At 38.0% G+C, this 12,416-nt stretch carries 12 protein-coding genes; all 12 read right to left on the bottom strand.

The window, feature by feature from the left end; genetic code table 11:
* Positions 1 to 105: 105 nt before the first annotated feature.
* Positions 106 to 324: a hypothetical protein gene (locus B154_RS0105745; protein ID WP_018612477.1), complete on the bottom strand. Its 219-nt coding sequence runs from the start codon at positions 322 to 324 to the stop codon at positions 106 to 108.
* Positions 325 to 636: 312 nt separating this feature from the next.
* Entirely contained in the window at positions 637 to 1,542 is a 906-nt protein-coding gene (locus tag B154_RS31280; RefSeq protein WP_018612475.1) for a YciE/YciF ferroxidase family protein, read from the bottom strand.
* Between the two features lie 443 nt (positions 1,543 to 1,985).
* Positions 1,986 to 2,312 carry a DUF952 domain-containing protein gene (locus tag B154_RS0105735; RefSeq protein ID WP_018612473.1) on the bottom strand — a complete coding sequence of 109 codons (327 nt, stop codon included), beginning with the start codon at positions 2,310 to 2,312 and terminating at the stop codon, positions 1,986 to 1,988.
* 17 nt (positions 2,313 to 2,329) lie between these two features.
* Positions 2,330 to 3,319: a chorismate synthase gene (locus B154_RS0105730; protein ID WP_018612471.1), complete on the bottom strand. Its 990-nt coding sequence runs from the start codon at positions 3,317 to 3,319 to the stop codon at positions 2,330 to 2,332.
* Positions 3,320 to 3,602: 283 nt separating this feature from the next.
* Positions 3,603 to 4,865: a 3-phosphoshikimate 1-carboxyvinyltransferase gene (aroA, locus tag B154_RS0105725; protein WP_018612470.1), complete on the bottom strand. Its 1,263-nt coding sequence runs from the start codon at positions 4,863 to 4,865 to the stop codon at positions 3,603 to 3,605.
* Positions 4,866 to 4,904: 39 nt separating this feature from the next.
* A complete protein-coding gene (gene aroB / locus B154_RS0105720; RefSeq protein ID WP_018612468.1) occupies positions 4,905 to 5,924 on the bottom strand; it encodes a 3-dehydroquinate synthase in 1,020 nt (339 codons plus the stop codon).
* 7 nt (positions 5,925 to 5,931) lie between these two features.
* Positions 5,932 to 7,017: a chorismate mutase gene (locus tag B154_RS0105715; RefSeq protein ID WP_018612466.1), complete on the bottom strand. Its 1,086-nt coding sequence runs from the start codon at positions 7,015 to 7,017 to the stop codon at positions 5,932 to 5,934.
* A gap of 22 nt (positions 7,018 to 7,039) precedes the next feature.
* Complete coding sequence (locus B154_RS0105710) at positions 7,040 to 7,342, bottom strand: thiamine-binding protein (RefSeq protein WP_018612463.1); 303 nt, start codon at positions 7,340 to 7,342, stop codon at positions 7,040 to 7,042.
* A 124-nt stretch (positions 7,343 to 7,466) separates the two neighbouring features.
* Positions 7,467 to 9,131 carry a DEAD/DEAH box helicase gene (locus tag B154_RS0105705; protein ID WP_026259994.1) on the bottom strand — a complete coding sequence of 555 codons (1,665 nt, stop codon included), beginning with the start codon at positions 9,129 to 9,131 and terminating at the stop codon, positions 7,467 to 7,469.
* A 178-nt stretch (positions 9,132 to 9,309) separates the two neighbouring features.
* Positions 9,310 to 10,233 (bottom strand): prephenate dehydrogenase, encoded by a 924-nt coding sequence (locus B154_RS0105700; RefSeq protein ID WP_018612459.1) that lies wholly within the window; start codon positions 10,231 to 10,233, stop codon positions 9,310 to 9,312.
* A gap of 28 nt (positions 10,234 to 10,261) precedes the next feature.
* Entirely contained in the window at positions 10,262 to 11,416 is a 1,155-nt protein-coding gene (locus B154_RS0105695; RefSeq protein ID WP_018612457.1) for a pyridoxal phosphate-dependent aminotransferase, read from the bottom strand.
* An 18-nt stretch (positions 11,417 to 11,434) separates the two neighbouring features.
* Positions 11,435 to 12,307: a prephenate dehydratase gene (locus tag B154_RS0105690; RefSeq protein WP_018612455.1), complete on the bottom strand. Its 873-nt coding sequence runs from the start codon at positions 12,305 to 12,307 to the stop codon at positions 11,435 to 11,437.
* Positions 12,308 to 12,416: the final 109 nt, after the last annotated feature.

Genomic DNA, 12,416 nt, shown 5'->3' with positions numbered 1-12,416 from the left:
TTGTCCGCATTTTACGAAATGCAATTCACTTATGTATTTCCCCGTTTTCATCGTCCTATCAACCAAATGTCTAGCCTAATTTACTTGCCTTGTGCATTTAAGCTTTCAACCATTACTTTCACTTGCCTCTGTATCTCCGCTTATAGCGTTGCCTCTTCCATTATTTGAATCATTAGAATATTCAACTTTATCCTTCTCATTACTGCTACGCATTGTTCTCATATTGCCACCAATTGTACCATTGTTCATGCTTCCTTCGTCCTGGTCTCTTTCGGCATTGCTTTCATTTCTGCCTGTGTTCTGTTTATTTTTATCTTCTGTCATAATAGCCTCCTTGAATTGGTAAATGATATAATATTATAACAAGAAAAAATCCGTGCCATAAGTTAGATTATAAATAATACTTCAATCTTTATCGACTGAACCTCTTACCAAGCATCTTTTGGAAAAGAAAAGTAAGTTTTCGGATATTTAGAACCACGCTTGCCCTATTATAATAGTCAATACTCAACTTCATATTGATGAATATAATACCACAGGAAGAAGAGCCTTTATTCAATAATTAATAGTATGAGGAGGGCAAAAAAAAAGTCAGATATGAATAACCTGACTTAAAAGAATTAATTAGATAGGGCTTTAGATAGTATTACCTTCTTGATTTTCCCGACTTTCCTGGCTGTCCTGGTTTTCTTGATTCTGTTGATTCTCTTGGTTGTCTTGATTCTCTTCATTTCTCTCTTCTTCCTGGACAGGAACGGGTCCTTCTTCTTTTTCAGCTTCTAAGTTAATGCTGCTAATAGCTATTTGTGTTAACCGTTCATCAGTATCTTTTTCCTCCTGCAAAGTCTGTCCGAGAAGGTCTTTTGCCTCCTGCAAACCTAAAGTTTCTGCCAACTGGGCAAGCCCGCCATAAGAAGCTATCTCATAGTGTTCTACTTTTTGAGCAGCTAAAATAAGCCCTGCATCGCGACTCATTGTACCTTTTTGCGTTTCAGCTACAATATTATCTGCTTCTCTTGTTAGCCCGTCCATAGCTTCGCATTTTTTTGCTATTGCTTTTACGCCTATAAGTTGAAATACCTGCTCAACCCTTCCAACCTGTTGTTCCGTTACTACTCTGTGTTCTTCAAAAGCTTGCTTCAACTGATCAGAAGTTGCCGCTCTCATTAATTTAGGCAAAGACTTTGTAAGTTGTTTTTCCGCCCAATATATGTCTTTAAGCCCATCAATAAATAATTTTTGGAGCAAACTTTTTTGATCGGCAGGAGAACTTGCTGCTACTTTCTTGGCTGCTGCTTTTTTGGGTGCTGCTTTTTTAGGCGCTACTTTTTTTGCCGCTACTTTAGTAGCTGCTGCTTTTTTAGGCTGTGGTGCAGCTACTTTTTTAGGCTGTGGTGCAGCTGCTTTTTTAGGCTGTGGTGCAGCTGCTTTTTTCGGTGATGCTGCAGCCGCTTTTTTTACATTTGGTGCAGCTGCTTTTTTTGCTGCTGCCTTTTTAGGAGCTGCTTTTGCGGCTGCTTTTTTGCCTGTTGCTTTTGCCATAGATAAAGTTTTTTCTGGTTAATATTAACTCAATGTACATAAAATTGATGCCATTGAAAAACAATATATTATATCAAGACATGGCGAATTATTTCCACACGTATCTTCAATTATTTCAAAACAATTTACTACTTCTTATTTATCTAGAGGATATCGCGAGTTAATATAATTCTTATTAAGAAAACTGCTGAAATGGATTTTAAAAATTTATAGTGTAAGAATGAAAACTTACTACACCTCTTTTTTAAAATTAATGATCATATCTATTGAAATGTAGATAATGACTCTTTATTGATTCATTATCTTTTCATACACTAAAAGGAGTATCAATGTTAATTATGGCTTTTGCAATCGTGTAGAACCTTTCCTATACATCCGTAATTAAAATAAAAAAGCGATCTCTACATTTAGAGATCGCCTATTAAAAAAAATTTTTTAAGTTTTTACCCTTCAGAAGAAATTGGATCTAAAAAAACAATCTCTGTTACGGCTTGAAGGTTTAAAGGTCCATATATATGAGGAAACTCCTGTTTTTGTTCTTTGTCTTTATCATACCGCAAGCTGGAGGTAAGTCTTAAAGGGTCAATGACAAGTTTTATAAGATTTTCATGTTGTTTAAAATGCTTTTCCAACACACCTTCTACCTGCTCTTCGGTAGCACAATGAATAAAGCCTTCTCTTTCATAGGACGGAGGTGTATAACTTCCTTTATCCTGTGCATCTTCCCATTCCTGCACTGTTGTAAAATGATAAATAACCGGAGCGTTCATGTTTCTTAAATTTAAAATTATACAATACGGTTAACTCGATTTTCCAGCATCATTAAATCGGCTAAAACAAATGCTGTTACAGCTTCTAATACTACCGGAACTCTTAGTGCAATGCATAGATCGTGCCTTCCCTTTACTGAAAAAGTTTCCACTTCTTTAGTTTCCCAGTTTAGCGTTTGCTGTTCTTTTGGTGTTGATGATGTCGGTTTTATTGCGATTCTGAAAATCATTTCATTTCCGTTCGTTATTCCACCCACAACGCCTCCCGCATGATTTGTTCTTGTTTTACCTTCTTCATTTTCAATAGCATCGTTGTGAAGACTTCCAAACATTTTTGCAGCCGCAAAACCGGTTCCAAACTCAATTCCTCTAACTGCCGGAATCGCAAAAACTGCATGGCTAATATAAGATTCTACCGAGTCGAAAAACGGCTCACCCAAACCTATAGGCAATCCATTTACAGTACACTCTACAATACCACCAATGGTATCTTTTGCATCAATGGCTTTTTGCAATCCTTTTTCTATATCAGCCTCACCCCCAATTTCTTTTATATTGGCCTCAACTTTAACCTGGTTTAGCAATTTTTTTGCTATCACACCTGCGGCGACCAAGCAGACAGTTAACCGACCGCTAAAGTGTCCACCACCCCTGAAATCTTCGTTTCCACCAAATTTTTCATGCGCTACAAAGTCAGCGTGGCCAGGCCTTGGAAACGCTCTCTGTTTAGCATAGTCAGTGCTGCGAGTATTGTTATTTTCAAACAGAATAGTAATAGGTGCACCGGTGGTTTTATTGTTAAATAAACCACTTTTAAAAATCGGTATATCGTCTTCTTTTCGTGGAGTAGTTCCTTTCGCACCCCCTTTACGCCTTTCTATGTCTGCTATAAAATCATCGACGGATAATGATAATCCTGCAGGACATCCATCGATAGTTAATCCGACACTTTCCCCGTGGGACTCACCAAAAATATGGACTCGAAAAAGGCGACCAAAACTGTTCAAAATAGATAAATAATTTTATTATTAAATAGTTGTAATATTCTAACAAGCAAATCAATTAAAGCTTCTTTTGATTTCTATCATCATAACAATAACTATTGGCTATTGTTATTCCTTAAAAAACATATCTTATAACTCCCCTTTTTATAACCGTTAGTCTTCTTTGGCCCATATACCAACAAACAGTACAAGAGTGCGACGCAAGCAAAGTTCAATATTTGTTACTATTGATGGGCAACAAAAAATAAAACTCTTAAACCTGAATCTCTTCCAAAAAAATCAATACTTATTGTAACACTGTCGCTCCAAGTTTTTTTAAATGCGCATAAAAATCAGGATAAGATTTATTAATTGCGTTAGCCTCTTCAATCGCTACTTCTCCATTTGATCTCAGGGCAGCAACCGCGCAAGCCATTGCAATGCGGTGATCGTGACGTGAGTGTACGTTAGCTCCTTTTAACGAGCTTCCTTTTACAAGCATTTCATCACCCCGCAAAATTATCTCTACGCCCATCTTTGCAAATTCTTCCTGCAAAGTGAGTCCTCTGTTACTTTCTTTATGTGCAAGTCGACTTACACCTTTTATGATTGTTTGTCCATCGCAATAAGAAGCCAAAGCGACTAAGGGTGGAAAAAGGTCAGGACAGTCTGTGGCATCGAAATGGAATGCCTTTAAAGCGGCGGGCCCGATTTCAATAACTTCTTTTTGAATTGATAAAAAACATCCTGAATCCTTTAAAGCCTGCAGAATTGCTTTGTCCGCCTGTGTGGAGGAAATATCTAATCCTTCTACCGAAATTTTTCCCGCAATAGCACCTGCGACCAGCAAAAATGAACCGCCGCTCCAATCACCTTCTACTCTGTAAGTCTGTGGTTCGTAATTTATAGCCTGTGGTTCTAAATGAAAATACTCATAATCTGTATGAGTAACTTTTCGGCCAAAGCTTTCCATCACCTTTAGTGTAAGATCTATGTAAGGTTTACTTTTCAAAGCATTTACTTTGATAGTAACAGGTTCAGTAACAGATGCGCCAAACGCCATTAAAAGACCGGTAAGAAATTGTGAACTTAATGATCCGTCCACTTCAATATTTGCCGGATGCAACGGGCCTTTGATTTGCAAAGGCAACCGACCTTCCCTTGATTTAATTTCAATTCCTAGCAAAGGAAAAATTTCATCAAAGAAATGCATCGGCCTTGTCAACAAACTACCTGTTCCATTTATAGTTATTGGCTTGCTGCTTAGTGCAGCAATTGGAGTAAACATCCTGATACCTAAACCACTTTCGCCGCAATTAATTTCATCTTCTACAGGATCTACGCCCTGACTATGAATAGTTAAAGAACCATCTTCATTTTTGACAACTCTTGCACCTAGTTTTTGAATAACGTCTAATGCTGCAAGATCATCATTACTTTTTCCGGGATTGATTATTTCTGATGCACCCTCGCAAAGTAGCGCTGCTGCACATGCACGCTGCATACTGCTTTTGCTGGCAGGGGCAAAAATATTTCCATGCAGAGTCGAGGGTTGAATTTTTACTGTCATTTGCCCTGTTTGTAAAAGCTATCCAAATTCCGGAGGAATTTATAACTGGTTTATTAAGGTTTCAATTTCTGTAAATGGCAGAGGCACTATTGTTCCTTTACCTATTTTATTCAGAAGAATATAATTTATTGATTGATTATCCTTCTTTTTATCACTCTTTAAAATTCTAAAAGTTTCGGCTTTATCAAATTCAAATTGTGGAGGCAATCCGTATGTTTTCAGAACCTGTATGACACGTTCTGTATCTTTAAAGCCTGTAATTTGTTCTGAAATTTTACATGCCGCACCCATTCCGATGCTAACAGCATGACCGTGTGGAATGTGGTATAAATTTTCTATTGCATGTGCGAGGGTATGTCCGAAATTTAACAGCTTTCTTTCGCCATTCTCAAATTCATCTCCAATTACAACCTTCGTTTTTATAAGCGCATTTCGCTGAATCAACTTAGCTAAAGCCGCAAAATCCTTTTGAAAAAATGAAAGCTTATTATTTTCGAGCTGGGTAAACATTGCAGCATCTTTTATGCAAGCATGTTTTATGACTTCCGCAAAACCATTAATCCATTCTTCTTTTGGCAAAGATTTTAAGAGAGAGAAGTCATATAAAAGAAACGAGGGCTGACGAATCAGCCCTACCATATTTTTATATACGCCTACGTCAATACCGTTTTTTCCGCCAATGGAAGCATCCACCATTGCTAAAATAGAAGTTGGAACAAAACCGCATTTTATGCCCCTCATAAATACACCTGCCACATACCCTGTAATGTCGGTAATTACACCTCCTCCAACTCCTACCAATGTTGTCTTTCTGTCTGCACCCAAGTCTATTAATTGCTGGATAATGTCGTCAACAGTAGCCTGAACTTTATATTGTTCCCCGGCTTTAATTACTATTGTCTTCCAGCCCTTTAACTTTTTCTGATGCTTTGCAAAAATATTTTCGTCAGTTACAATTACTGCCTGCTCTTTTGATACCAGCTTTTCGAGATAAGCGAATTCTGCATTTATATAGTAAGTAACATTAGCAGAAGAAAATGAAAAAGATTTTTTTATCATAAGCCTGCTAACTATTCATAATGTTATTCTGGTGATTGATACTTTCCATGTGAACTGCATCGTAATACTTTGTAATAAATTCTTTGCTCAATCCCAACGCTTCACCTTTTTTGGTGGCTCTTTCCAGTATCTCGTTCCAGCGACTTGTCTGAAGAATAGTGATATCGTTGTTCTTTTTATATTCACCTATTTTCTCAGCAATTTTCATTCTCTGCCCAAGTAGTTGCATCAGTTCATCATCAACATGATTAATCTGCTCTCTTAATTTTTCAAGCGCTACAACAAATTCTTTTTGATCTGTACTTTCATGTCTCCATATAATAGCATCAAGAATTTCGGCCAGTCTTTCAGGTGTTACCTGTTGTTTTGCATCACTCCACGCTTTGTCAGGATCTATGTGACTTTCGATCATTATACCATCAAAATCGAGGTCAATAGCCTTTTGAGCAACACTTTGTAATAAAGTACGATTACCCGAAATATGACTTGGATCATTAATAATCATCATTCCGGGGTTGCGACGCTTCATTTCAATTGCCATGTGCCACATAGGAGCATTGCGGTATTCAGTATTGCCATAAGATGAAAAACCGCGATGTATTAAACCAATGTTTTTAATCCCTGCTTTTGCTACACGCTCTACTGCGCCAATCCATAATTCCAGATCAGGATTAATAGGATTTTTTATCAGTACCGGAACATTTGCTCCGCGAAGTGCATCTGCTACTTCCTGTACACTAAACGGATTAACGGTGGTTCTTGCACCAATCCATAAAATGTCTATGTCAAAATGTAATGCATCTTCCACTTGTTTTGCGGTAGCAACTTCTACAGCAACTGGCAGGCCCGTTAATTTTCTTGCCTGTGTTAACCAGTTTAGGCCCTTGGTACCTACACCCTCAAAACTTCCGGGGCGGGTTCTTGGCTTCCAGATACCAGCACGCAGAACATCAACTTTACCTGTATTTTTCAGGCGTGTGGCAGTTTCTATAACCTGTTCTTCGGTTTCTGCACTGCATGGTCCGGATATGATCAACGGACGTTTAGTTAGTACCTCGTCAATTTTTGACAAGGTATTTAGTGTTTGTTCCATATATAAAGTATTGACGTATTTATTAGCTTACTATAAACTTCGACACCTTTTCATTGGCAGTTATGTCGCTGTTACTTCTTATGTTAAACTGAACATTGGCAATCCACTCGTTACATCCAAGTTGAAATAATTTCTCATTAACCGCATGCACTACATTCATCACCTCCCCGTAAGTTCCTTCTACTACCGTTGCAAACGGACCGATCTTATATTTAATACCCGATTGCTGAATAACCAATATCGCCTCGTCGACCCATTCGTACGGATGTTTATCCTGTACTATTGGTAATACCTGTATTGAAGCATTTACAATATAATTGTGCATTTTTACGCTTTTACCTCTTTTTTGTAATCATCGCTGTATCGTTATTCATCATCCTTGCGTCGCACACTTGTACTATAGGTCTTTATTGGACAAATATTAATAATCATTGCAAATTATTTTACTTCTATCCTCTGCTGTTAGCATCATTCATCCTGATCCTTCTGCCTTTAAATGTTTTTCCATCTATTGATCGCACCATTTTGTCGGCAACATTTTTATCAACCTCTACCCAGCTATTCATTTCTTTCATATCAATTCTGCCAAGAGCTTCTTTTTTGAGATCGCTCATATCCAAAATAAACTGAAGAAAACTTGCTTTATAAAAACCATCCTTCGTACCAAGGTTTACAAATAATCTTGCAAAATCACCATTACCATGTGAATATTCTCTACCGCGCATATCTCTTGAACGGCCCTGGTCTGCACCACCTCTCTCGAAACTTTTTTCTCTTACTCTTGGCTCACGAACGTTAAGATCCCCAGCATTGTCATAATACTTAAGAAAACGGTCAAACTCCATTGCAGCAACTCTTTTCAAAACTTCTTCCTTTGTTACGTCTGCAAATTTCTCCTGCAACATTGGAACGTACGTTTCGTAATCGCCGTGGCTGATATCGGTTTGCAAAAGCTTATCCATAAAGTAGAAGAACTGTTTGCGGCAAACATCCTTTCCACTCGGAATATCCAGCCTGTGAAAAGGTTGTTTAATCATTTTCTCAATCTGGCGCAACTTAAAAGTTTCTCTTGCATGAACAATTGAAACACAAATTCCCTGGTTTCCCGCACGGCCTGTACGACCACTTCGGTGGGTGTACACTTCTACATCATCAGGCAATTCATAGTTAATGACATGGCTTATTTCCTTCACATCAATACCTCTTGCGGCTACGTCTGTTGCAATAAGCAGTTGCAGGGTTTTATCCCGAAACTGCCCCATTACCTTATCACGTTGAGCCTGGGTAAGGTCTCCGTGCAAAGCATCAATGTCGTAACCTTCACGGGTTAGCTTTTCTGCTATATCCTGCGCATCTAATTTAGTGCGCGTAAATACAATACCGTAAATACCGGGGTTAAAATCAATAATTCGTTTTAAAGTCTCATACCGGTTATGAGCACTGGTTACATAATATTGGTGATCAATATTTTCATTACCAGTGTTTACCTGCCCAACAGTTACCTCAACCGGTTCCTTCATGTAGCGTTTGCTAACCTGCCTAACTTCAGGCGGCATCGTTGCACTAAATAACCACGTGGCTTCACGTTTTGGGGTATTCTTTAATATAAATTCAATATCATCTCTGAAACCCATATTTAGCATTTCATCAGCTTCATCAAGCACTACATATTGTATTTGCTCAAGGTCTATCGCCTTACGCTCGATCAAATCGATAAGACGACCGGGAGTTGCAACAACAATCTGAACGCCCCTTTTTAAATCTCTGATCTGAAGACTGATAGATGCGCCGCCATACACCGCAACTACATGAACTCCTCTTATATGTTTTTTAAAAAGTTCAATTTCCTTTACAATCTGCATACACAACTCACGTGTAGGACAAACAATCAACGCCTGTGGAAACTTGTTTTCTACATTAATCAATTGCAATAAGGGTAAGCCAAATGCTGCTGTTTTTCCGGTACCGGTTTGGGCCAATCCTACAAAGTCTTTAGTGCCACTCAGCAGCACCGGGATTGCCTTTTCCTGTATCGGCGTTGGGTTCACAAACCCCAACTCATCGGTTGCCTGAATTAACCTCGCGTCAATTCCCAACCCTTCGAATGTCATCATATATTCTTAAAATTTGCGCAAAGGTACTATTTATTTAAAGGCCTTTTGCTGCTTTTATGTTATGATACTGTTGTAACCCTTTGTATAGAAAACGATGCAAGAAAATACCACCTGTTATGAGAAAGTTTAAAAAACTTCGGAGAGGTTGTTTACTTCTAATCTTTTCGTCACAATTTCGTCACTTCAGTATTTTTCGTATTCCGTTTGCATGTTCTATCAGTTCCTCCAGGTATTCATAATTCTCTTTTTCAAGGCAACTTTTAAATTTCCGGAGCTGAGAAATATGTTCATTTAATACATCCAGTACGTTTTCACGGTTTTGTTTGAAAATAGGCACCCACATTGCAGCATTACTTTTTGCAAGACGTACGGTGCTTTCAAAACCAGCACTTGCCAATTCAAATATCGCATCTTCTTCCTTCTCCTTTTCTAAAACCGTATTTGCTAAAGCAAAAGATGTGATGTGAGAAATATGACTAATGTAAGCTGCATGGAGGTCGTGTGCCGCTGCATCCATATAAATAAGATGCATGCCCGTTTGTTTATATAAGTTTTTTACCAACTCCAGCGCATCCGGATCTGAATGTTCAGAGTCACAGATAACAGCCGCCTTATTTGTAAATGCATTTTTTACAGCAGCTTCAGGACCGCTATATTCAGTTCCCCACATGGGATGGCTTGCAACAAATCTCCTTCTTTTTGGATGCTTTGCAACCAAAGCAATGACGTTTTCTTTTGTCGAACCCATATCCATTACAACCTGGTCTTGTACCTGGTCTAAAACAACAGGCAATATTTTATCTAAAGCATCGACCGGAACCGCCAGAACAATCAATTTACTTTTTGCGATTGCCTCTTCGATTGGCAATATTTCATCAACGATACCTAACTCCAGGGCCTTTTTCTGGTGTTCTATATTTTTATCAACACCTATTACTCTTTGAGCAAGACCTTTGTCTTTTAAAACCAACGCAAATGAGCCCCCTATTAATCCTGTTCCTATAATTGTGACAACGCCTCCCAATTTCTTGTTGGCAGATATTAAATTACCGTCTTCTGCAACAGGTATTGCCCCTGCTGCGATAACATTTTCTTTTTCCATATTAACTTCTTTAAGTCCTTTTGGATTGTCAGGCTAAAATTCTTTCCAATGCTTCTTTAAGAACATCTTTTTTCGCACATAAGCTTACCCTTATGTAATTGTTTCCATTGCTACCGAAAATTCCTCCCGGTGTCAAAAAAACATTTTTGTTGTATAGCACCTCATCACTCAGCTGATAGCCGTCTTTATATTTTGATGGTATTTTAGCCCAGATAAACATTCCTGACTGACCTTTATCATACTCACACTCTAACCTGTCAAGGATTTTAAATACCAATTCTCTCCGTTCCGCATATTCGGCATTTAACTGTTGGTACCAATCTTTGCCTAAGCTTAGGGCTTTTGCAGCAGCTAATTGTACAGGTAAAAACATCCCGCTATCCATATTGCTTTTAAACCGTAATACCTCGTCAATTCTCTCTTTGGCGCCAACCATCATACCTACCCTCCATCCTGCCATATTGCTGGCCTTGCTTAGAGAATTTAATTCAATAGCGACTTCTTTTGCACCGTCAACACTTAATAAGCTTACCGGCTTGTCGTTTAAAATAAAGCTATAAGGATTATCATGACAAATAAGAATATTGTGTTTTTTGCCAAATGCTATAACTTTTTTAAAAAGCTCAACTGACGCCTGTTTGCCAGTAGGCATCTCAGGATAGTTGATCCACATTATTTTTATTTTACTGAGATCTGTTTTTTCTAAAACGTCAAAATCCGGCTCCCAGTTGTTTTCTTCCTTCAAATCATATTCTACGCATTTTCCTCCAGCCAGTTTTACAGCACTGCTATATGTTGGGTAACCGGGATTGGGAATCAGTACTTCATCACCTTTATTCAAATAAGTCATGCAAATGTGCATGATACCCTCTTTGCTACCGATTAATGGCAAAATTTCAGTATCAGCATTTAAATCAACACCATACCAGGTTTTATAAAAACTTGCAATAGCATTTCGCAAAACAGGACTACCCTTGTAGTTTTGATAAGCATGAGTTGTAGGTTTTGCAGCTTCTTCCTGCAGTACTTTTACAACATCAGGATGGGGAGGCAAGTCAGGACTTCCGATGCCCAGATTTATTATCTTTTTGCCCTCCTTATTCAGATTATCAATTTCACGAAGCTTTGTAGAAAAATAATATTCCCCAATTCCATTTAGCCTTTCTGAAACAGTAATATTCATCTCTGTTGATTTTTACTATTATTTTAAATTTCCTTTCTTAAATGCACCGAAAACCTTTAAATGCGCCGTTAACTTATCTGTTGCCTCAAAAACTTCATTAAAATGATCCATATCTTTTATTTCCATATCTGCATAAAAACCATATAAGAAATCGCTGCCAGGTATAGGCATGCTTTGCAGTTTGCTAAGATTTACTCCTTTTTCTGCAATCACAGTCAGCACTTTAGCAAGGCTACCTTTGCTGTGATCAGTTTCAAAATATACTGAGGCCTTATCTGCATTCTCCACCGCAACAGCTTCTTCCTTTCTTTGCAACATTAAAAACCGCGTGTAATTATTCTTTAACGTATGAATATCAGGCGCAAGTATATCCAAATCGTATAATTCCGCTGCAAGTTTGCTTGCTATTGCAGCTGTATGTTTACTCTTATGACGGTTAATATATTTTGCGCTCAATGCGGTATCTTCTGTCTCGACCAACTTCCAGGTATGATGTTGTTCTAAAAAATCTATGCATTGCAATAATGCCATTGGATGAGAATGCACCTCTTTAATGTCTTGTAACTGCATGCCGTGATTAACCAAAAGATGTTGACGAATGTGAAGGTACTTCTCCCCTACTATCGTCAGGTTACTTTTCTTTAAGAGATTATAATTTGGAAGAATGCTTCCTGCAATAGAATTTTCTATAGCCATTACTGCACCGTCACTTTGTGTTTTATCTGATGCAATTTTTATTACCTCTCTAAAAGTGTCACATGGAATTACTTCAACGTTTTTACCAAAGAACTTCCGGGCTGCTTCCTGGTGAAAACTTCCTTCATATCCCTGGATAGCGATCCGTAAATTTTTTGACGAGCCTCCCTTTGTTTCTTTTTTACTTGCATTCATATTCTTGCATAAAAAAATCCCGGCTTTTTTGGCCGGGATTTTATATTTTGATTTTTTATTATTTCTAAATCTCAATAAGTTTCCCGGTCCACTTTCTAAAGTAGAAATA

It is taken from the genome of Segetibacter koreensis DSM 18137, assembly GCF_000374045.1.
GTDB lineage: Bacteria > Bacteroidota > Bacteroidia > Chitinophagales > Chitinophagaceae > Segetibacter > Segetibacter koreensis.
This window is presented reverse-complemented; position numbering and strand designations above follow the sequence as displayed.